Annotated in this window: 15 protein-coding genes and 2 tRNA genes; 11 read left to right on the forward strand and 6 right to left on the reverse strand. The window is 59.8% G+C overall.

Annotated features, from left to right (window positions below; translation table 11 throughout):
• Window positions 1-26: 26 nt before the first annotated feature.
• From ACQZ6J_RS27745 to ACQZ6J_RS27755, 3 genes are all read left to right on the forward strand, one after another.
• Window positions 27-101 (forward strand) — tRNA-Asn (locus tag ACQZ6J_RS27745).
• Between the two features lie 297 nt (window positions 102-398).
• Window positions 399-803, forward strand: a complete 405-nt coding sequence (locus ACQZ6J_RS27750; RefSeq protein ID WP_449086464.1) for a DoxX family protein — start codon at window positions 399-401, stop codon at window positions 801-803.
• 312 nt (window positions 804-1115) lie between these two features.
• Window positions 1116-1307 (forward strand): hypothetical protein, encoded by a 192-nt coding sequence (locus ACQZ6J_RS27755; protein ID WP_163985961.1) that lies wholly within the window; start codon window positions 1116-1118, stop codon window positions 1305-1307.
• 298 nt (window positions 1308-1605) lie between these two features.
• On the opposite strand, the gene ACQZ6J_RS27760 is transcribed toward ACQZ6J_RS27755, so the two are convergent.
• The 4 genes from ACQZ6J_RS27760 to ACQZ6J_RS27775 form a co-directional block, all read right to left on the reverse strand.
• The gene (locus ACQZ6J_RS27760) at window positions 1606-1926 is read right to left on the reverse strand and encodes a hypothetical protein (RefSeq protein WP_163985960.1); all 321 of its coding nucleotides are present in this window, start codon (window positions 1924-1926) and stop codon (window positions 1606-1608) included.
• Window positions 1927-2137: 211 nt separating this feature from the next.
• On the reverse strand, window positions 2138-3238 hold the full coding sequence (locus ACQZ6J_RS27765) for a porin (RefSeq protein ID WP_163985958.1): 1101 nt from the start codon (window positions 3236-3238) through the stop codon (window positions 2138-2140).
• 1025 nt (window positions 3239-4263) lie between these two features.
• Window positions 4264-4337 (reverse strand) — tRNA-Cys (locus ACQZ6J_RS27770).
• A gap of 638 nt (window positions 4338-4975) precedes the next feature.
• On the reverse strand, window positions 4976-5401 hold the full coding sequence (locus ACQZ6J_RS27775) for a Rap1a/Tai family immunity protein (RefSeq protein ID WP_163985956.1): 426 nt from the start codon (window positions 5399-5401) through the stop codon (window positions 4976-4978).
• A 453-nt stretch (window positions 5402-5854) separates the two neighbouring features.
• On the opposite strand from ACQZ6J_RS27775, the gene ACQZ6J_RS27780 reads away from it, so the two are divergent.
• The 5 genes from ACQZ6J_RS27780 to exoR all read left to right on the forward strand — a co-directional run bounded on the left by ACQZ6J_RS27780 (window position 5855) and on the right by exoR (window position 13771).
• On the forward strand, window positions 5855-6523 hold the full coding sequence (locus ACQZ6J_RS27780; RefSeq protein WP_163985955.1) for a protein-L-isoaspartate O-methyltransferase family protein: 669 nt from the start codon (window positions 5855-5857) through the stop codon (window positions 6521-6523).
• Window positions 6524-6770: 247 nt separating this feature from the next.
• The gene (locus tag ACQZ6J_RS27785; protein WP_449086465.1) at window positions 6771-7643 is read left to right on the forward strand and encodes a PopZ family protein; all 873 of its coding nucleotides are present in this window, start codon (window positions 6771-6773) and stop codon (window positions 7641-7643) included.
• 123 nt (window positions 7644-7766) lie between these two features.
• A complete protein-coding gene (locus ACQZ6J_RS27790) occupies window positions 7767-10610 on the forward strand; it encodes a valine--tRNA ligase (RefSeq protein WP_449086466.1) in 2844 nt (947 codons plus the stop codon).
• Window positions 10611-11021: 411 nt separating this feature from the next.
• Window positions 11022-12284, forward strand: a complete 1263-nt coding sequence (locus tag ACQZ6J_RS27795; RefSeq protein WP_163985950.1) for an OmpP1/FadL family transporter — start codon at window positions 11022-11024, stop codon at window positions 12282-12284.
• Window positions 12285-12967: 683 nt separating this feature from the next.
• Window positions 12968-13771, forward strand: coding sequence for an exopolysaccharide production regulator ExoR (exoR, locus tag ACQZ6J_RS27800; RefSeq protein ID WP_163985948.1), 804 nt, complete (start codon window positions 12968-12970; stop codon window positions 13769-13771).
• Between the two features lie 77 nt (window positions 13772-13848).
• Here exoR and xth read toward each other — a convergent pair whose 3' ends face one another.
• Together xth and ACQZ6J_RS27810 are read right to left on the reverse strand one after the other, a co-directional pair.
• Window positions 13849-14640, reverse strand: coding sequence for an exodeoxyribonuclease III (gene xth / locus ACQZ6J_RS27805; RefSeq protein WP_163985946.1), 792 nt, complete (start codon window positions 14638-14640; stop codon window positions 13849-13851).
• 129 nt (window positions 14641-14769) lie between these two features.
• Complete coding sequence (locus tag ACQZ6J_RS27810) at window positions 14770-15102, reverse strand: HesB/IscA family protein (protein ID WP_449086467.1); 333 nt, start codon at window positions 15100-15102, stop codon at window positions 14770-14772.
• A gap of 308 nt (window positions 15103-15410) precedes the next feature.
• Between ACQZ6J_RS27810 and ACQZ6J_RS27815 the strand changes: the two genes are divergently transcribed.
• The 3 genes from ACQZ6J_RS27815 (at window position 15411) to ACQZ6J_RS27825 (ending at window position 21251) form a co-directional block, all read left to right on the forward strand.
• Window positions 15411-16628: a deoxyguanosinetriphosphate triphosphohydrolase gene (locus ACQZ6J_RS27815; RefSeq protein WP_449086468.1), complete on the forward strand. Its 1218-nt coding sequence runs from the start codon at window positions 15411-15413 to the stop codon at window positions 16626-16628.
• A 56-nt stretch (window positions 16629-16684) separates the two neighbouring features.
• On the forward strand, window positions 16685-18445 hold the full coding sequence (argS, locus tag ACQZ6J_RS27820; protein ID WP_449086469.1) for an arginine--tRNA ligase: 1761 nt from the start codon (window positions 16685-16687) through the stop codon (window positions 18443-18445).
• 61 nt (window positions 18446-18506) lie between these two features.
• The gene (locus ACQZ6J_RS27825) at window positions 18507-21251 is read left to right on the forward strand and encodes an SPOR domain-containing protein (protein WP_449086470.1); all 2745 of its coding nucleotides are present in this window, start codon (window positions 18507-18509) and stop codon (window positions 21249-21251) included.
• The last annotated feature ends 40 nt before the right edge of the window (window positions 21252-21291 follow it).

The raw sequence follows: 21291 nt of genomic DNA on the forward strand, positions 1-21291 counted from the left end.
CCCCGCTCACACCGCGCCAAGCGCATTCCCTGGTAGCTCAGCGGTAGAGCATTCGACTGTTAATCGACAGGTCGCCGGTTCGAATCCGGCCCGGGGAGCCACTCTTCTTCGCAAGATTTAAGGCTGAAGTTCACATCCGACGATGTGACTGCGTCTGATGTGGAATTGCCGGCATACAGCTTGTTTCCCGGCTGAATGAGCGGACAGCTTTAGCAGCACAATTTTGCAGTTTTATTGCACGCGTTTCGCGGCGCAGATTTTCCCGGGCTTCGTTTTCGATCTTGATCCGGACGCATGGGGCGTCTTCATTGACCAGTCTTCCACCGGCATGGCAGGATAGCCGCTGGCTCGGCCGAGGGCGGCGATTGGGGCGGATTTCGGCATATGGGGGATATGTGATGCCTGAGAATGTGGAATCGCGCCTGTTGTCTCGTGTGGGATGGGTGCTGACATTGATCGTAGTCCTTGTGCTGGTCGCCGATGCCGCGGTCAGTCTGTTTTCGCCGGCGACGCTCACCGCCGAAATGGAGGCCACCGGATTTCCGGCCGGCCACGCATCATTGCTGGGGCTGATTACGCTCGCCTGCGCGGTTCTCTACGCTATTCCGCGTACCGCCATGCTGGGCGCTATCCTGATAACCGGTTTTCTGGGAGGCGCGATCTGCACGCATTTTCGCCTCGGTGAAATTGGGTCGCCGCCACAACTTATCAGTTTATTGCTCGGGGTAATGGCGTGGGGTGGCCTTTATCTTCGCGATGCACGCATCCGGCGCCTGCTGCCCCTTCATTCGTCAATCGGCTGAAAACGGGCCGCGCACTGTCGTCCAGGATTTTTGCGTTGCAATAACAACATCTTGCACTGCACTTCGTCCCTTGCTGCTGCCGAAAGGTAGCGGGCTAAGGAGATTGCGCCGACAGGATACGCCGGGGATTCCGGAAGGCCCGTTCACGACAGCTTTTACGCGTCCGAATATGATCTTCTCAAGAAACTAGTTCAAGGCATGGTTGCTCTCGCAAATGTGAGAACATGTTCATGCGTCGTTAATGCGAAGCGGCGCATGAACATAGATGCGTGATCCGCGCAGCATAGTTCCCCAATGCTTTAGAGGTTCGACATGAAAAACCTGTTTCTTGCTTCCGCAGTCGCTCTGGCATCGCTCCTTGCCGTCAGCGCGCCTTCCGAGGCCGCTCCGATGCATCATCGCCATCATGGCAATCACCATCATCACCGCAACTGCCATATGAAGACGGTAAAGCACAGAGAGCATGGCCACTGGGTCGTACGCAAGGTACGCGTCTGCCGTTGATCGGCTGGAGCAGGGAAATGCGCCGGTTTCCCTTGTAGCGGTTCCGGGAAGTGCGTAGCAGCTTTCCGTCCGGAATTGCGTAAAGCAGGCAGATAGAGCGGTTCGGCGATTTCAGAGAAAACGTGACCGCTTTGAACTAAACTGGCCGCTGCCGAGATTCTCGGCAGCGGCCATGTCGTTTGCGGAGGCTTGAGCCCGCTTGCGCCCAGCCCGCCATTTGCGTTGGGCTACGCGCTGCTTGGATGGCGATCGACGCGTCCGGGAATCCCGTTGCGCATCGGCCGTTCCAGGCACGATATCAGGGTCGAATTTCGAATATCACGCCATGATGGGGCCGATGATGATAGCGGCGGCCGTCTCGCCAGCCATTGTCCCAGCGGCGGCCTTCCCACCCCCGCTCATGCCAATGGCGGCGGTCGTGGTGGCGATCGCGCCAGTCGGTTCTCCGGCCATCGCCCGGAAATCCGCGGGTTCCGTGCTCCTGCACCAGGATGATGTTCGATGCTGATGAAGGGGACGGGTTGTTGCCGAATGAGGCGGACGCGGCGGGCAGGGAGGCCGATAGTACGGATCCCACGGCCAGCGCAGCGGTCAAAGCAATTGAAGCGAGATGTTTCAAGGCGGTAACTCCTATGTTCAGGCACGTCCCTTTTCATCAATAAACGCTACCGCACCGACAAGGTTCCCCTTTCTGGTTGACGGGAAGCCTTGCGATACGCGCGCTGATCGTGGGACGGACCTGTGTCTTCAGGAATTACCGACAAAAAAAGGGGGCCGGCAGGGAAAGCCGGACCCCTTCCTTCTCTGATCGGAGGTCAAGTCAGATCAGGTTAGAAGTTGCGTTCGAAGCGCAGGATGCCCGAAACGGTGTCGTCGTGGGCGTAGTCGTAGTGAACGTAGGTCAATTCCGGCTCGACCAGGAGGTTCTTAACCGGGTTGAACTTCAGGTTCGTCGTTGCTTCGAAGATCTTCGAGTCGGTGTAGGCGAGCTGGAGGTTCCACTTCAGCTTGTCGTTGACCGGAACGCCAACGCCACCCCAAACAGCCCAGTCACCCCAGCCGCACTTCGCGCCGTTCACAGTGCCGTCCGGCGCCGTGCAAGCGGAGATGTCCTGGTTCGAACCGGCATACTGGTTCAGCTTCTTGCCGTCGGTGTTCCAGCCGCCCATCAAGAAGGCCGAGAAGCCGCCGAAGTCAGCGTCTACACGAGCCTTGATGGCGCCTTCTTCGACGATCGAGTCATAACCGCCGACGACCTTGAAGCCCCATGCGCCAGACTTGAAGCCGGCACCGGCAACAACGTTCGGAGCGTAGTGGTCACCCTCAGCCTGATGCCATGCGCCGTCGTAGGTGGACGAATCCGAACCGGAGTTGGAATCTTCGAGCGAGATCACAGCCGAGAAGCCGTTGCCGCCGTCGTATTCATAGGTCAACTGGTTGAGTTCGTACGGGCCGTCATAGATCACGTCGTCGTTGATGACGTCGCCGGCGTAACCGATGTACAGGTTGTACTGGGAGTCCTTCTTACCGACCGTGAAGCCGCCGAGGCTGATGTAGGACCACAGCAGGTTGGTGGAGGTGGAGCCGCCGTCGTTCCAGTCCCAGCGAACGATGGTTTCGGTCTTCAGCGGACCGTATTCGGTGTCGGTCGCGGTGTCGACGTTCAGCTCGGCACGGGTGTGCCACAGCGTGCCCTGCTTGCTGTCACGGTTGTAAGCGTTGTACCACTCACCTTCAGTACGAACCTTACCACCGATCTTGAGGCAGGTTTCGGTACCCGGGATGAAGAAGTAGCCTGCGCCGTAAGCATCACAGATGCGGACGTATTCCAGCGGCTCCGGCTCAGCTGCAACGATAGCGTCAGCCGCGTGAGCACCAGATACTGCTGCCAGTGCAGCAGCGGAGCCGAGAAGAAGGCTCTTGATGTTCATAATAACTCCAATCTTTCTTGATTGGGCATGAGATATCGCGCCGAAAGTCGACGTGCCCAACCCCATCCCGTTCATGTTCCCTATCAGTAGGTGCGAAGTAGTAAGCCCCGCGAACTATTTCCTGAACCTGCTTCACTGATTTGGCAAGATACTAAGAGGGTCGAACTATATGCGCACTACTTGAAAACGGACGTTGTTGCAAAAATGACGCAATTCGCCAGCCGGAAAGATCCAAGTGTGCCTGGTTTGGCGTCCATCCGGTTTCCGCCATGCGAATAGGGAAAAGCGCTGAAGCTACGCTGCCTTAGGGGGTGAGGGGATCGAGGCGGGCATAAGCCATAGATCAGATGGCGGATAATCATCCCTGTCCACAGGCTCGGGCGATCAATATTGGCCGATATCTGCGCCGGCTCACAATTTTGAGGATCTGGGCGGCGTTGTGAAAATGATTCCCTCGGAGAAGAATCGGACAGGGCGCGCGACTCGCCATCCTTCAGGCGAGGGGTCTTCTGTCGTCATCCAGAGAAACGGGAGAAACGGACGGAAATCGTCCGGGAATTTCGTCGCTTCCCGATGGCGCTTTGGCAACGATCGCAGTGGTGCGTCCGACGACACTACTGGGGGCGTAGTCTCGTCGGACGCGGCACTGTCCGGTTCGGGGGTGGCATCCAAACCGGTAGTATGGATTCTAGCAGCTACCTTAGGTTTCTATAACCTACCTGAATGGGCGGCGGCCGCGCCGCCTCCGGATAGTCCGGCGGCGCGTTCTTCCAGTCGCGAGCGGCGAGGTGAAATATGCCTGGCTCTTTAGTCAGGATTGCGAACCAAGTCGGAGCGGGTTCTTAAAGCCGCGGCGCCTTCGTTTCCTGAGCCGACGGAATCGTCCGGCCCCATCTCATCTGGGGTGCCATACAAGGTGGGCTTTCCGCTTGAACCTGCTCTTGATGTCGGAAAGCTCGCCCACGCAATACGAACGAACGGAAATTCGCCGTAAGATCTATGACTTGAGATACAGGAAAAAGGGATGGAGGCCTCGCCCGGAATCGAACCGGGGTGCAAGGATTTGCAGTCCTCTGCGTAACCACTCCGCCACGAGGCCATCCGAAAGCAATTTGCGTTGTGGTGGCGCGGATTTAGAATGATCCAAAGAAAACCGCAAGAGGGTTCATTCTGAATTCCGTCCTTTTTTCATTCCGAATGAACGTTTTCCAATTGTTCTCCAAGAAGGTGGCAAACACCGATCGTCGAATGTAGACCGAGCTAATTCAAAATGGCCTTCGAAGATTTGGGCACCGTCAGACAGTAGCGGTTACGACGACGATTGGGATGAGCGAAACCTCCTGCCTGCCGCCTTAATATGCGACGGTGGAGCCAAAGCAGCGTGATCCATCGACCGGAATCTCAGCTTTTCATGACGATCCGGACGTTCGCCGTCATCTCGTGCCGGCCGAGGTTCGCGAAATCATACATTGAAAGAGGATTGGGGAGTTTGGCGCCCTTAAAAAGCAGAAGCGGTCCAGTCTAGGGAAAAAACTGGACCGCCTTTTGCTGGACTAGAGGTCAATCAAATTCAGCATCCTAATTATAAGTGTGACTTAGTAATTGTCAACGGGGATGAGAAGCGGCGTTTGCCAGCACCGGGAATTAGCTCAGGCGCGGTTCCTTCGATCTCCGTTTGCGCCGCCTGGACTGCTCTCGAACAGGTTTCGAGCGATCGTCGGGCAGCGCGAGATACGGCTATTCCTCAAGACATGGAAAAGCGAACTTGTAGGAGCGGGCGATCAGCGAGCTGGCGGGCCGCTCGAGCTGCCATGAATGTTCCGCCATCCACTTGCAGGCGATTGCCGTGGCTTTCGCATTGCTGAGATCGGGTGGCAGACAGAAGGCGCCGACGAACTGCTGAAGATAGCGCTCGTAGCGCGACGAGTTCTTCGGCGTCTGCTTGGTGGCGCGGATCGTCAGGTTCTTCGTCCGCTGGGCTTCGTCGAGAATGCCTTGAATGTAGACCGAGGCAAGCGTGCGATCTTCCTCGCACCATTCGTCGAGCTGCTTGCCCGTCACGACATGCCCGATGATCGGGGCCGTCTCCTGCGGTGCTTCTTCGCTCAATGCGATCTGGGGTAAGAGAAGGAGAAGCGCTGCGACGGAGAGCGAAAGCCTCATTCGGAAACCTACATCATCGAGGAAAGGCTGGCGGCCAGAAAGACCACCAGCGGCAGCGAGGTTACGACGAAAAGAACGAGAGAGACAGGCATCCCAGCCACCTTCTATTCGATTTTGCTCTTAACCCGAGGGGCTTCGGGCCGGAAGGTTGATTGGTCACCACACCCAGGCGGTCCAATATATTGGAGCGTGGTCCTGCGAAGTTAACATTTTGCTAACGGATATCCCGATTTGACGCACCGAGATTCTGCCTGAAGCTGGCGGCATGGGGCGATGTTGAAAAGGCACATGTCGGAAATTGGAGGCGTCGATTGTTGTCCGTGGGCGACGCCTGGTCATGAATCTCCACACCCGTTGCCGCAATGCCTTGAAAGCGCGGCGTCAGGCGATTAAGACACCCGTAACAGAAAGTAGAGCTGGCCCGTTCGGGAATGAAGGGCGCAAGAGGATAAGATGGATTTCGAAGCAGCGCGCGTGAAGATGGTCGAGAACCAGATCCGGACCACGGATGTCACCTCCCATTCCGTGTTGAATGCCTTTTTGACGGTGCCGCGCGAGAATTTCGTGCCGGAGAAGTCGAAGCTTCTGGCCTATATCGACTGCGATATCGAAATTGCCGCGGCTGCGTCCGGCAAGGCTCCGCGCTTTCTGATGGAAGCTTCGCCGCTTGCCAAACTTCTGCAGCTTGGCGTCATCACCACGCAGGACAAGGTTCTCGATATCGGCTGCGGCACCGGATATGTATCCGCCATCCTGTCGCTTCTCGCCGAGAAGGTCGTCGCTCTCGAAAGCGATGAGGATCTTGCCGCCCAGGCAAAGGCCAACATCGCGGCACTCGGCTACGGCAATGTTACGGTCGTGACCGGCGACCTCGAAAAGGGCCACGCCGGCAACGCCCCCTACGACGTTATTTTCATCGACGGCTCGATCGAGCAACTGCCGCAGGGGCTGCTGGATCAGCTCAGCGAAGACGGCCGCCTGATTACGGTGATCGGCTATGGCCATGCCGCGCGCGCGACCGTTTTCATGCGTGAACGCGGCGCCTTCTCGGAAAACGTCTTCTTCAACGCATCGATCAAGCCGCTTCCGGGCTTCGCCAAGGCCAAGGAATTCGTATTCTGATTTCCCGAGCGGTTCGCTGATCCGACTTGCGACAGGCGCCTTCGGGCGCCTGTTTTGTATTGGCGGCGCCTGTGGCAGAATCAGGGGCAGCAAAGCGATTCGTTGTGATCGTAACAAAACTGTGCATCACCGGGTTTAGTGCTTTCCAGGTGATTTTTTTCCCGAAGACAGTCATCTAGGGTGGCCCTGATTCGGCTACCGCGTTGGCGAGTTTCCGGTCGCTGGATATGGGAAAACGGGGATGAATATGGCTCAGCCAAATGTAGTGCGTGAACCGTCCATGGAAGAGATCCTGGCGTCGATCCGCAGGATCATCGAAAGCAACGAACCCGTGGGCGCCAAGCCGATTCCCGCGCCGCATTTTGCCACTTCCCGCGACGACGATATTCAACTGACCGTCGACGAGGAGTTCGCGGCAGCCGATCGCGCTCGCGCCGCGGAGCAGGAACCGCGCTTCGTCGCAGCAAACTCGCAGATGCCCGTTGCCGAACCGGAAAACGCCAGTCGCGGCCTTTCGCTGGCCGATGTCGCCGCGCGTGTCCGTGCCGCGTCCGAACGAAACACCGCCGCATTGCTGAATGCCGGACGCGAGCCTCCCCAGCCGCGCGAATTGCCGCCGGCCATCGCCGCCCGCATTGCCGAAGCGCATGTCGAGCCGGTTGCCGATTTTCCCTTGAGGCACGCCGTTGCCGATCCTGCTCCGGTTGCTCCGACAGCGGTTCAGGCTCTGGCCGAAGTCAGGGTCGAGCCTGAGATGGAAGAGTTGAAGCCGATGGCCGCTGCTCCAGCGCCTCAGCTGGCCGCACCCGTCGAGGCATCGATTTTCCAGGCGCCGGAACTGCCTGCAACCGTTGCGGTCGAGATGGAAGCTTCCGCGCCGTCGACACTGCCCGCATCGGCACCCGCGCTGATGTCCGAATCCGCCGGCGCGCAGGTCGCCCGTTCGTTCGAAGAGCTTGCGGCGATCGTCGATGGCGGCCCGCGCCGCTCTCTCGATGAACTGGCGCAGGAAATGCTGCGGCCCATGCTCCAGGAATGGCTGGACGACAATCTGCCGACGCTTGTCGAACGTCTCGTGCGCGAGGAAATCGAGCGAGTGGCCCGCGGCCCGCGCCGCTGACAAGCCTGAGCCTTCGGTTCGCCGATCCGCCGCTCCGGGCTCCGGGGCGGCTTTTTTATTGACTTGCCCACAGCCATCCTATTTACAACCCGCATCACCCAGTCCTCTAGATCCGGTCATAAAATGCTCGACAAAACCTATGATTCCGCCACCGTCGAACCGAAGATCGCCCAAAAATGGGATGAAGCCGACGCTTTTCGCGCCGGTGCGAACGCCAAGCCGGGCGCTGAAACCTTCACCATCGTCATTCCGCCGCCGAACGTGACCGGTTCGCTGCACATGGGCCATGCGCTGAACAACACGCTGCAGGACATCATGGTGCGTTTCGAGCGCATGCGCGGCAAGGACGTTCTCTGGCAGCCCGGCATGGACCATGCCGGCATCGCCACGCAGATGGTCGTCGAGCGCCGGCTGGCCGAAAGGCAGCTGCCGGATCGCCACAAGATGGGTCGCGAGGCCTTTATCGAGAAGGTCTGGGAATGGAAGGCTGAATCGGGCGGCTTGATCTTCAACCAGCTCAAGCGTCTCGGCGCTTCCTGCGACTGGTCGCGCGAACGCTTCACCATGGACGAGGGGCTGTCGAAGGCCGTTCTCGAAGTCTTTGTCACGCTCTACAAGGAAGGCCTGATCTATCGCGACAAGCGGCTGGTCAACTGGGATCCGAAGATGCTGACCGCGATTTCGGACATCGAGGTCGAGCAGCACGAGGTCAACGGCAATCTCTGGTACCTGCGCTATCCGCTGGAGCCGGGCGTCACCTATCAGCATCCGGTTGCCTTCGATGACGAGGGCAAGCCGACCGAATGGGAAACGCGCGACTATCTCGTCGTCGCGACCACGCGTCCCGAAACCATGCTCGGCGATACCGGCGTTGCGGTCAATCCGGAAGACGAACGCTACAAGTCGATCGTCGGCAAGCATGTGATCCTGCCGATCGTCGGCCGCCGCATCCCGATCGTCGCTGACGAGTATCCGGATCCGACGGCCGGAACAGGCGCGGTCAAGATGACGCCGGCGCATGACTTCAACGACTTCGACGTCGGCAAGCGTCGCGGCCTGCGGGTCGTCAACATCCTGACGCCGGAAGCCACGATCACCATCAAGGACAACGAGGATTTCCTCGAGGGTCTCGACAATCCCGCCGCCCTGCATGGCGCCTGGGATGAGCTGGAAGGCACCGATCGTTTCGAGGCCCGCAAGATCATCGTCCGCATTTTCGAAGAGTCCGGCTTGCTCGACAGGATCGAGCCGCACAAGCACATGGTTCCGCACGGCGACCGTGGCGGCGTGCCGATCGAGCCGCGCTTGACCGAGCAATGGTATGTCGACGCCAAGACGCTCGCCGAGCCGGCGATCGCGTCCGTTCGTGAAGGCCGCACCAAGCTCGTCCCGAAGAGCTGGGACAAGACCTATTACGACTGGATGGAAAACATCCAGCCGTGGTGCGTCTCGCGTCAACTCTGGTGGGGTCATCAGATTCCTGCTTGGTATGGACCGGATGGTCAGGTTTTTGTCGAAAAGACCGAGGAAGAAGCCCTGCAGGCGGCAATCCAGCACTATCTCTCGCACGAAGGGCCGATGAAGGCCTATGTCGAGGACCTGCTGGAGAACTTCAAGCCGGGCGAAATCCTGACGCGCGACGAAGACGTGCTCGACACCTGGTTCTCCTCCGCACTCTGGCCGTTCTCCACGCTCGGCTGGCCGGATGAGACGCCGGAACTGGCGCGCTATTATCCGACGAACGTCCTCGTCACCGGTTTCGACATCATCTTCTTCTGGGTCGCCCGCATGATGATGATGGGCCTTCATTTCATGAAGGATGAGAATGGCGAACCCGTCGAGCCGTTCAACACCGTCTATGTCCACGCCCTGGTGCGCGACAAGAACGGGCAGAAGATGTCGAAGTCCAAGGGCAACGTCATCGACCCGCTCGAACTGATCGACCAGTACGGTGCCGATTCGCTGCGCTTTACGCTGGCGATCATGGCCGCGCAGGGCCGTGACGTGAAGCTCGATCCGGCCCGCATCGCCGGCTACCGCAATTTCGGCACCAAGCTGTGGAACGCCACGCGCTTTGCCGAGATGAACGGCGCCAAGAGCGATCCGCACTTCGTTCCGGAAGCCGCGGAGCTTACCGTCAATCGCTGGATCCTGACCGAGCTGGCGCGCGCGGAGCGCGATGTCACCGAGGCGCTGCAAAGCTTCCGCTTCAACGACGCCGCGAGCGTGCTCTATCGCTTCATCTGGAATCAGTTCTGCGACTGGTATCTCGAGCTGCTGAAGCCGATCTTCAACGGCGACGACGAGAACGCCAAGGCCGAAGCCCAGTCCTGCGCGGCCTATGTTCTCGAAGAGACCTACAAGCTGCTGCACCCGTTCATGCCCTTCATGACCGAAGAGCTCTGGGCGCACACGGCGGGCGAGGGCAAGGAGCGCGAGGGGTTGATCTGCCATGCGGAATGGCCGGCGCCTTCCTATGCCGACGATGTTGCCGCCGACGAAATCAACTGGCTGATCGATCTCGTCTCCGGCATCCGCTCGGTTCGTTCGGAGATGAACGTGCCGCCTGCAGCGACCGCGCCGCTGGTCGTTGTCGATGCGAACAGCCTGACGCGCGAGCGCCTGTTCCGTCACGATGCCGCCATCAAGCGCCTCGCGCGCGTCGAAACGATCTCGCTTGCCGATACCGCGCCGAAGGGTGCCGCGCAGATCATCGTCGGCGAGGCGACGGTCTGCCTCCCGCTCGGCAGCCTTATCGATCTCTCCGCCGAAAAGGCCCGTCTTGAAAAGGCGATCGGCAAGAACGAGCAGGAGATTGCCCGCATCGCCGGCAAGCTTTCGAACGAGAAGTTCGTTGCGAACGCCAATCCGGATGTCGTCGCCGCCGAGCGCGAGCGGCTTGCCGAGCTCGAAGGGCAGCAATCCAGCCTCAAGGTGGCGCTGGCCCGGGTGAGCGAGGCCGGCTAAGCAGGAAGACCTCAGGCATTTCATGAAAAAGGCACGCGGCATTTGCCGCGTGCCTTTTTTGTTTGCGCGCTCGATTCGGTGTGGATTGATTGGATTGCGGGCTTCGATCCACCGCCAGCTTCGCACAGGCGAAACAGACTACCCCTAAATTCAGTGGGCATTCTCGAAAAGCTGAACTGTTGTCAGATTGTTACAGAATTGTTGCAGCTAAGAATGAAAATCTAAGTGGGGCCAGCAATGCGATTTAAAAAGAAAAATTTACCTAATCCCGCAGATTTTCGGAGGTGGTGTTCATTTTCTTACGTAAATCAATCATTCCTTTCCATGTTTGGAGCACTTGCTGGCTGCATTGCCAATTCAAGCGATCGTCGCAACAATCGGGCAAATGAATGCACCAGTGGGGGAGATACTATGGCATTTTCTGTTGCGTTGAGGGGCGCGGTTGCACTCGTCATAAGCTCGTCTTTCGCGAGCGCCGCTTTCGCGGGCGGCCTTGATCGCGGCGGCTATGACATTGATCTGCTCTTCGACAAGGGTCGTTATGTCTTCGAGTCCGGCGTGACCTATGTCATGCCGGATCGCAAGCTCAAGAACGCCAAGGATATCAATCCATCCGACGGTAATCTCAATGGTCGCAGCCGTTCGACCGATTCGTCGGAAAATTACGCAATCCCCTATGTCGGCTTCAAGATCGGCATCACGGATGACATCGACTGCATGGCTGACTATTCCCAGCCGTTCGGCGGGCATCTCAACGAGGGCCAGAACTGGGCCGGTGCCAACAACGAAATCGAAACCAAGGTGCGCACCAACAACTACTCGGCCACCTGCTCGTACAAGTTCGATGCGGGTCCCGGACAGCTGCGCCTGATCGGCGGCGGCTTCTACCAGGAGGTCAGCGGCTACAAGTCACGTCTGGTTTACGACACTCCGGCGCCGATATCCGCCGTCTATGACGGCGTGGGTTCGCTTGACGTCGATGGCCACGGCTGGGGCTGGCGCGCCGGTGTTGCCTATGAGATTCCGGAATATGCGTTCCGCACGAGCCTCGTCTACAACAGCCGGGTCAAGTACGACAACCTGAAGGGCAGTGTCGATCTGACCGAGGTGCCGCCGCCCGTGGTCCCGGGTTTCGGTGGCAAGCTCACCTCCGTTTTCGGCTCTGCCGATGCTCCCGATTCGCTGGAGTGGAAGGTGCAGACCGGCATCGCGCCTGATTGGCTCGCCTTCGGTTCGGTCAAGTGGACGAATTGGAGCGTGCTGCAGAGCATCGCGCTGTGCCCGAGCTCGACGCGCGGTGTCGCTTCCTGCAAGACCGGCAGCCCGACCGAACTGACTTCGCTCGATCTCCTGTATCGTGATGGCTGGACTGTTACCGGCGGCGTCGGACACAAGTTCAATGATAAATGGAGCGGCGCGGTCAGCCTGACCTGGGATCGTGGAACGAGTGACGGCTATGGCATAAACTCGGACTCCTGGACCGTCGGCGCAGGCGTTGCCTATAAGGCGACCGAGCATGTTCAGTTCAATTTCGGCGGTGCTCTGGGCCTGATGACCAGCGGTAAGTCCGGACCGGTTACCCGCGGCGGCATCGTCTACGGCAACGATGCGACCTACAGCTTCGGCAACGACTTGTTTGCCGCTCTTCAGACGTCGGTAAAAGTGAGCTTCTGACGACAAGCCTTTGGATTGAAGGGGCTTTCCGACAATCTCTCCATCTCGCTGTCAACGTCGCGAGCCTAGGCAGGCCTCGCGACGTTTCTTTGCCCGGGCCGGGCAACGGGCGATGCAGAATCGCCTTTTTGCGGGGTTTATGGTTAAGGGAAACTCAAGGGCGGTAAAATCTTTGTGACGAATCAGCAACACTCTGTTTCAAGACTTTGCAGGCGCGTGATCAGATTACAATTTGTCCATTTCCCGCCACAAATGGGGAGCAGCGATTACCTGGGCACAGGGGCAAGCCTTGTAGAAAGTGCGTAAGCGGTCGATGGGTGAACTTCCACTTTGGCATAAGCAACAATCCGGGTTCGGAGCGGTCGTGCTTCCGACGCAGCGGAAAAGTCTTTGTCTGCCAAGGGAAGCCGTCAGCCTGACGATGTTCGATCCCACTCATCGGAAAGCGGATGAGAACGCTGCTTCGGCGGCGGGATACGATAGCGGCCGCCCAAATGCTGGTTTGGACATAATTGCAAGCTATGCTCGCAATTGTGGCAAACAGCCTCGGTTGAATGCCATGGGAAGCGTCCTTTTCAAGGATGATCCAGTCTCGTGCGCCATCAGGGAAAACATTCGTGAAACTGGCGGCGCGCATGGGAATGCCGTGACAGGTCCGAATGGAGCGAAAGAAATCGACTGTTATGTTTAAGTCCGAGTTCATATCAGCGAGAGTCATGATGCTCAGCCTGTCCCTTGCCACGGCGGTGGCGCTGGCAGGCCAAGCCCGCGCATTCGATATCAATGCCGGCGTCACCAAGGAATCGGGTCCGTTCGATCTCTTCAAGTTCGGCTTCAAGGCCTACAAGAACGGCCAGAAGGAAGAGGCGGTCGAGGCCTATCGCTACGCCGCCGAAAAAGGCCATACCGGCTCGCGCTGGGCTCTGGCCAACATGTATGCCGATGGCGACGGCGTCGCGCAGAACGATTTCGAAGCCTTCAAGATCTATAGCGAGATTGCCCAGCAGGGCGTGGAGCCGGGCTCCGAAGATACAGGCTTCTTCATCAACGCGCTCCTGGCGCTCGCGAGCTACTACAAGACCGGCATCGCCAACAGCCCGGTCAAGATCGATCTCAACCAGGCTCGCCAGCTCTATTTCCAGGTGGCATCGACCTTCGGCGTCCCCGAGGCGCAGTTCCAGCTGGCGCAGATGATGCTGTCCGGCGAGGGCGGTGCGACCAATGTGCAGCAGGCCAAGAAGTGGCTGAACCAGGCGCGCAAGAGCGGCCATCCGGGCGCCATGGCCGTCTTCGGCAATCTGCTGTTCCAGGAAGGGCAATCGATCCGCGGTCTGGCCTTCATGACGGCGGCATTGGACAAGTGCAAGCCGACGGACTGCGGCTGGATGGAAGACATGCAGGAGCAGGCCTTCTCCATTGCCAACGAGAACGACCGCCGTGTCGCGGTCTCCATGGCTCATCAGCTTGACGTCGCCGGCTCCGACTGATCGCGGGCTTTGATCCGCGCTATCGTCCTTGCCTAGGCTGCGACATACGCCTTCACCGTCTCGTTTCGGATTGAAGCTTAGCTGCCGAAATCGATATGCGCGACGACAGGTACATGGTCCGAGGGCTTTTCCCAGGCGCGAACATGCTTTTCGATTGACGTTGCGGTCAGGCGGTCGGCGGCTTCCGGCGACAGCATCAGGTGATCGATACGGATGCCGTTGTTTTTCGGCCAGGCACCCGCCTGATAATCCCAGAAGGAATAGAGCTTGACCGCATCCGTGGTGGCACGCACCGCATCGGTGAAGCCGAGATGTTCGAGTTGGCGAAAAGCCTGGCGCGTCTGCGGCAGGAACAGCGCATCGTTCTCCCAGACCTTCGGGTCGAAGCAATCATGCGGCTCCGGGATGACGTTGTAGTCGCCGGCCAGAATGATCGGCTCTTCCAGCGCCAGGCGATCCCCGGCGAACTTGCGCAGGCGTTCCATCCAGGCGAGCTTGTAGGGATATTTTTCCGTATCGACCGGATTGCCGTTGGGGAGATAGAGGCAGCAAATGCGCAGGGCACCATGGCCGGGCACGGAAAACACGGCTTCCATGAAGCGGGCCTGCTCGTCGCCATCGTCACCGGGCAGACCGCGAGTCACCTCATCCGGCTTGGTCTTGGACAGGATGGCAACGCCGTTGAAGCCTTTTTGCCCGTGCGTCTCGACGTGATAGCCGAGCGCTTCGATCTCCAGCCGGGGAAAGCCTTCGTCGACCGTCTTGATCTCCTGCAGGCAGACGATGTCCGGGCTCGAATCCTTCAGCCACTGGCAGAGGTTCTCGATACGCGCTTTGACACCGTTGATGTTCCAGGTGGCGATTTTCATAGGTGGCTCATTCCTTTGCTTCGCTCCTGTTGTATCCGCAGCCGCTCGGCTTGACCACAGCTCATATGGAAACCGGCCCGGAGCGAGTGCTCCTGGCCGGTGATCAAACTGTGGAAAAAAGGGCAGGGATCAGATCGCGAAACTCGTGCCGCAGCCGCAGCTTGCGACAGCATTCGGATTCTTGATCTGAAATGATTGCCCGAGGAGATTATCGACGAAATCGATCTCGGAGCCTGCCATATAGACCAGCGACAGCTGATCGATGAGGACGGTCGCGTTACCCTTTTCAACGATCACATCGTCGTCCTCGGGGCCATCGACGATGTCGAATTTGTAGGAAAAGCCGGAACAGCCGCCGCCTTCGACAGCGACGCGCAGCGCGCGCTTTCCGGCATCCGCGCCGACGATGGTGGCGATTCGCTTTGCCGCGGCGTCCGATAGGGTAACACTTGTCTCAGTCATATTTTCCTCCTGCCGGGGTCAAGATCCGGAGAGAACCGTTAGGCCGTCGAACTTTCAAACGGCTGATATGCATAGCCTTTATCATGAAAGTCTGGCCGGTGACAGCTCTGGTTTGGTGGTTGAGCCACTCACCATTTTGCTGTTTTCTTATCTATAGGTATGAAGGCTGCTATGCGGCGTCAATGGGTTATGGCGTTCAAGGAGCGCATGGCATTCCGGACTTGCCGGGCAATGCCGTGAACTGACCGAAATGAAACGGCCGTCGCGCCTGTGTTGGTGCGGGAGCCAAATGCCGGAATGGATGGATAATGACGATCGATACGCATGCATTGGGTTTCGGATATGGGGAGAAGGCCGTTTATGCGACGAATCCCTGGGCTTCGCGTGGAAGGCTCTACGAAGAGGGATCGAGCCTGACGCGCTCCGAATTCCAGCGCGATCGCGACCGGATCGTCCATACGACCGCTTTCCGGCGGCTGAAGCACAAGACGCAGGTCTTCATCGCCCAGGACGGAGATCACTATCGGACCCGGCTGACGCACACGATCGAGGTGGCGCAGATTGCGCGGGCTCTTGCGCGCGCCCTGAAGCTGGACGAGGATTTGGCGGAAGGCGTGGCGCTCGTTCACGATTTCGGCCACACGCCGTTCGGTCACACCGGCGAAGATGCGCTGCATGAGGTGCTGTTGCCCTATGGCGGCTTCGATCACAACGCACAATCCCTGCGCATCGTGACGAAGCTCGAGCGGCGCTATGCCGATTTCGATGGGCTCAACCTGACCTGGGAAACGCTCGAAGGCCTGGTCAAGCACAATGGCCCGTTGATGACGCCTGACGGCAAGGGCATCCGCGGACCGGTGCCGCAGCCGATTCTCGACTATTGCGAGATCCATGATCTCGAAATCGCTTCCTTTGCCAGCCTGGAGGCGCAGGTCGCCGCGATCGCCGACGATATCGCCTATAACACGCATGACATCGACGATGGCCTGCGCGCCGGCTATCTGACATTCGATATGCTGGAGGACGTGCCGTTCCTTACCGGGCTGATGGCCGAGGTGAGGGCGCGCTACCCGCATCTGGAGCCGAGCCGCTTCACGCATGAGATCATGCGCCGGCAGATCACCCGCATGGTCGAGGACGTCATCGCCGTTTCGCAGCAGGCGCTTGCCGAAGTCAAGCCGGGCAATGTGGCCGACATTCGCGCCGCCGGCAGGGTCATCGCGACCTTCTCGCCCGAAATGGCCGCGACCGACAAGCTGATCAAGCAGATGCTGTTCAAGCGCATCTATCGTCATCCCGACATCATGCGTATCCGTGCGGGCGCGGCGCAGATCGTCACGGACCTCTTCCAGGCCTATATGGACAACCCCACGGAGATGCAGAGCCACTACTGGGTCGACCATATCGCCGGCCTCGCCATCGCCGCCAAGGCCAGGCATGTCGGCGACTATCTGGCCGGCATGACGGACACCTATGCCATCAGCGCCCACAAGCGCCTGTTTGACCAGACTCCCGATTTGCGGTAGGCAGCGGCGGCGTCGGGCCGATAGCGGTCCGCCGAAGCAATTGCGTGGACCATATCATGAACCTTTTCACCGACTTCGAAGTAAGAATTAAGAGCGCTCTCGAACAAATTGATATTGTACGAGAAAAGCGATCGGAGCTTGACTTCGGACGTATCGGCGTGGAGCCGCCGCGAGACGCCAGCCATGGCGATGTCGCCACGAATGCGGCGATGGTTCTGTCCAAGCCGCTGGGCACGAATCCGCGTGCGCTTGCCGAAATCATCGTCGCCAAGCTGCAGGAAGATCCGGACGTCGCCGAGGTTTCGGTTGCCGGCCCGGGCTTCATCAATATCCGCCTGTCGGTCGGCTATTGGCAGCGGCTGCTGGCAACGATGATCTTCGAGGGCGAGAATTTCGGCCGCTCGAAGCTTGGAACGGGCCAGAAGGTCAATGTCGAGTACGTCTCGGCCAACCCGACGGGGCCGATGCATGTCGGCCATTGCCGCGGCGCCGTCGTCGGCGATACGCTGGCAAACCTGCTGGCCTTCTCCGGCTACGACGTTACCAAGGAATACTACATCAACGATGCCGGCTCGCAGATCGATGTGCTGGCGCGCTCCGTTTTCATTCGCTATCGCGAGGCGCTCGGCGAGCAGGTCGGCGAGATCCCGGCCGGCCTCTATCCCGGCGACTATCTGGTTCCGGTCGGCGAAGCGCTCGCCAGGGAATTCGGCACGAAGCTGCGCGGAATGACGGAAGAACAATGGCTTCCCATCGTCAAGGATCGCGCCATCGACGCCATGATGGCCATGATCCGGGAAGACCTCGAGGCGTTGAACGTTCATCATGACGTGTTCTTCTCGGAACGCACCCTGCATGCTAATGGCGCGGCGCTGATCCGCACCGCGATCAACGACCTGACGTTCAAGGGCTATGTCTACAAGGGCGCGCTGCCGCCGCCGAAGGGGCAGTTGCCGGAAGATTGGGAAGATCGCGAACAGACGCTGTTCCGCTCGACGGAGGTGGGCGACGATATCGACCGCCCGCTGATCAAGTCGGATGGCTCCTATACCTACTTTGCTGCCGACGTCGCCTACTTCAAGAACAAGTTCGACCGTGGCTTCAACGAGATGATCTACATTCTCGGCGCCGACCATGGCGGCTACGTCAAGCGGCTGGAAGCGGTCGCGCGCGGCGTTTCGGAAGGTGCTGCGAAGCTGACCGTGCTTCTGTGCCAGCTCGTCAAGTTGTACCGCAACGGCGAGCCGGTGAAGATGTCGAAGCGCTCCGGCGATTTCGTCACGCTGCGCGAAGTCGTCGATGAAGTCGGTCGCGATTCGGTGCGCTTCATGATGCTCTATCGGAAGAACTCCGAGCCCCTGGACTTCGATTTCGCCAAGGTCACGGAGCAATCGAAGGACAACCCGGTTTTCTACGTGCAGTACGCGCACGCCCGCTGCATGTCGGTCTTCCGACAGGCCAAGGAAGCGTTCCCCGATCTCGATATCGCGTCCCTCGATCTGTCCAAGGCGGTCGCCGGCGTCATATCCGATCCGGCGGAATTACAACTTGTGGCCAAGATTGCGGAATTCCCGCGAATCGTTGAAGCTGCGGCACAGTCGCAAGAGCCGCACCGCATCGCATTTTACCTTTACGATTTGGCCAGTTCCTTCCATGGACACTGGAATAAAGGTAAAGATTTACCTGAATTACGTTTTGTTAACGATAAGAACCGAGAATTGAGCATTGCCAGACTTGGGCTGGTGTACGCTGTCGCGTCGGTTTTGAAGTCGGGTCTTGGTATAACCGGGACCGCAGCACCGGATGAAATGCGATAAACGTCACCATTTACCCACATTGCGCTGGCATTAACTGTAGCGTTTTCGAGTGGAACGGGTGATGGCAGAAAAACAGTTGGCGTATCGCGCAAGCGGAAACGACGAGTTCTTTGCGGATGATGATCCGCTCGCAGAACTCGCTCGTATCGTAGGTTTCGAGCCGCGCCCCGCTGCTCAGGCAACTCCTGCGGCTCAGCGGCAGGAACCGGCCTTTAATCTCGAAGACGAGCTTCTTCGCGAATTCGAGCGGTACGATACGCCGCGAATGAGTCCGGCAAATGACATTTCCGCTCCGGCGGAGCAGGTGTCGCCACCGAGCCAGGAGCTGGTTGCGCCTCCCGCCGAGCCGGTGCGGGCCGAGCCGACGTTTGTCGAGCCTAGATTTGAGGAGCCTGCTCCTCAGGTGGCCGCTCCGATAAAGCCGACGATCGGTGCTCGCGATCTGATCGACGAGCTGGAAATGTCGATTGCGCCGGTTCTGCAGCCTGCGCCGAAAGCCGCACCGGTTGAGCCGCCGGCTACGCCAGTCGCACCGGTCGCCAAGACGCCGCAATCCGCTGCCGCCACGATCCGGCTGCCGCTCGCCAATTTTACGCTTGCAACGTCCGCCGGGTCGATGGAGCAGGTTGCTCCAGTGGCTCCGCCTGCCGTTGCTCCGCCAGCACCGAAGACGGCCTCTTCGGACGCGATGTTCGACGGCGCGCTCGATTTCGAGGCGCTTGACATTGCCGAGCCTTCGCACGTTCGGGAGACTGCATCGCAGCCTGTCGCGACACAGCCGGCTCCGGCCGTTTCCATGTCGCCCGAGCCGCCAAAGGTCGCCAAGGCCGATCCGGCCGCGCTTTCCGCCGAGATCGATGCCTTGCTGGCTGATGTCGATCGTTATCCGGTGCCGCCCCGGGCCAATGCGCCTGCGGCAAAGGCAGAGCCCGATTTCGGGAATTTCGGAGTTTCCTTCCCCGAGTCGGCGGATTTGCCGGTGGCACCGGCAGTCGCGCAAGCTGAAGAGCTGAAGCCGGTTGCATTCGATGCGGAAGATCCGTTTGCCGGCCAGGACTTCGAGTTCGATCTTGCCGATATAGAGATGGAACTTGCCGGTCTCGACTTCGCCGAGGCCGCGAAATCTTCTGCTGTCCGGCAAGCTGCTCCCGCCGCGCCGGTTTCAGAGCCGATCGTTTCCCGGGCAACACCGGTCGCGCCGGCGCCTGTCGCGCCTGCGGCCGCTGTAGTGTCACAGCCAATACAAGCTGCACCCGCACCTGCGCCAGTTGTCCCTGCGGCACGCCCGTCGATACCGGTATTCGAGGCCGAACAGGCGCTGCCTTTCGATCCGACGGAAATTTCGGAGACGGAGGATCGCGTCGAGACCTTCGAAGGGTCGCACGTTCCGCACCTGCCGGCGATCGAGCCGGAAGAGCCGATTGCCGTTCCGCCGGAATATGATTTCGATCTCGATTCCGAAATGGCGAGCCTTCTGGGCACGCCGGCGAAGGAAGCTGCGCCGGAGCCGATCAGGCCGGCCGTCGCTACCGCCGCGTTTGGTGGTGCCGCTGCCGCTGCGTCCTGGTCGAAGAATGCGGCTGCCCAGCCTGCCGCACCTGTCGCAAAGCAGCCCATCGAGGAATTCGACGAATTCGAGCGTGCGCTGGAAGAGGATTTCCGCCGCAGCTACCGCGAAGCGGCCACCCCGGTCGAAAACGTGGCCAGGATGACGCTGAACCCGGCTGCGGGTAGCCGTCGGCCGGTTCGCTCGGTGCGCGGCATGGTGACGACCGCTGCCGTCATCGTGGTTCTTGGCGTGGGCGCTTATGGTGCCTACAGCTGGGTCCGCCACGGCGCACCGATCTCCAGCTTCTCCGGCGAGCCGCGCGTCATCGCGGCTGACAGCGATCCGGTAAAGGTCGCGCCTGAAAATCCGGGCGGCACCGTCGTCCCGAATCAGGACAAGGCCGTTTATGACCGCGTCGCCGGCGACAGCACTGCCGCGCCGAAGCAGAAGGAGCTCGTCTCCTCGAACGAACAGCCCGTCGATGTCGTGCAGAAGACGCTCATCCCCGAATCGATATCTCCGGACGACGGCAGCGCCGATCAGGTCACGGCGACGCCGGTTGGCGAAACCGAGGATCCGCGCCTGCTGCCGAATCAGAACGGCGGGAATACCAACGTTGCCGCCAACAACAGCGACGATCAGGTGCCGGCCGTGTCGCCGCGCAAGGTCCGCACGATGATCGTCAAGCCGGATGGATCGCTGGTGCCGCGTGACGAGCCCGCCGATACGACTGCGGTTGCGAAACCGGCGAACAATCAGGCCGCACCCGCCAATCCGCGTCCGTCGGCAGCGAATGCGCAGGCGGCAGTTCAGCCCGATAGCGGCGATGCCGCGAGTGCCGAAAGCACGCCGATCCGCGTCGTCAAGACCAACCCGGTCCCGACGGCTCGCCCCGAGACTGCCAAGGCAAATACGACTGCTCCGGCGCAGAGTGCTCAGCCCAAGGCTCAGCCGAAGCAGGTTGCGTCCGCAAGCCCGGCGGCTGCCCCGGCCGCGATCTCCGCAGCTAGCGGCGGAGCCTACGGCGTGCAGATCGCCTCCCTGCCGACCGAAGCCGATGCGCAGAAGTCTCAGGCGAACCTCAAGACCAAGTTCGCCAGCGTCATCGGCAATCATCCGCTGGAGATCCGCAAGGCCGATATCGCCGGCAAGGGCACCTACTATCGTGTCCGCGTCGTCGCCGGCTCGAAGGACGAGGCTGCGGCCATCTGCGAGCGCTATCGCGCAGCAGGCGGCACCTGCCTGATTTCGAAGTAGGATCAGATACGGCATTTCTGAGAACGGCGGGCATAGGCTC

The organism is Rhizobium sp. A37_96 (assembly GCF_053521765.1).

Coding starts and splice junctions, on each gene's coding strand:
- xth (WP_163985946.1), bottom strand. CDS start 14,640: ATGAAAATCGCCACCTGGAACATCAACGGTGTCAAAGCGCGTATCGAG.
- ACQZ6J_RS27775 (WP_163985956.1), bottom strand. CDS start 5,401: ATGAGGCTTTCGCTCTCCGTCGCAGCGCTTCTCCTTCTCTTACCCCAG.
- exoR (WP_163985948.1), top strand. CDS start 12,968: ATGTTTAAGTCCGAGTTCATATCAGCGAGAGTCATGATGCTCAGCCTG.
- argS (WP_449086469.1), top strand. CDS start 16,685: ATGAACCTTTTCACCGACTTCGAAGTAAGAATTAAGAGCGCTCTCGAA.
- ACQZ6J_RS27765 (WP_163985958.1), bottom strand. CDS start 3,238: ATGAACATCAAGAGCCTTCTTCTCGGCTCCGCTGCTGCACTGGCAGCA.
- ACQZ6J_RS27825 (WP_449086470.1), top strand. CDS start 18,507: ATGGCAGAAAAACAGTTGGCGTATCGCGCAAGCGGAAACGACGAGTTC.
- ACQZ6J_RS27750 (WP_449086464.1), top strand. CDS start 399: ATGCCTGAGAATGTGGAATCGCGCCTGTTGTCTCGTGTGGGATGGGTG.
- ACQZ6J_RS27755 (WP_163985961.1), top strand. CDS start 1,116: ATGAAAAACCTGTTTCTTGCTTCCGCAGTCGCTCTGGCATCGCTCCTT.
- ACQZ6J_RS27780 (WP_163985955.1), top strand. CDS start 5,855: ATGGATTTCGAAGCAGCGCGCGTGAAGATGGTCGAGAACCAGATCCGG.
- ACQZ6J_RS27795 (WP_163985950.1), top strand. CDS start 11,022: ATGGCATTTTCTGTTGCGTTGAGGGGCGCGGTTGCACTCGTCATAAGC.
- ACQZ6J_RS27790 (WP_449086466.1), top strand. CDS start 7,767: ATGCTCGACAAAACCTATGATTCCGCCACCGTCGAACCGAAGATCGCC.
- ACQZ6J_RS27785 (WP_449086465.1), top strand. CDS start 6,771: ATGGCTCAGCCAAATGTAGTGCGTGAACCGTCCATGGAAGAGATCCTG.
- ACQZ6J_RS27815 (WP_449086468.1), top strand. CDS start 15,411: ATGACGATCGATACGCATGCATTGGGTTTCGGATATGGGGAGAAGGCC.
- ACQZ6J_RS27810 (WP_449086467.1), bottom strand. CDS start 15,102: ATGACTGAGACAAGTGTTACCCTATCGGACGCCGCGGCAAAGCGAATC.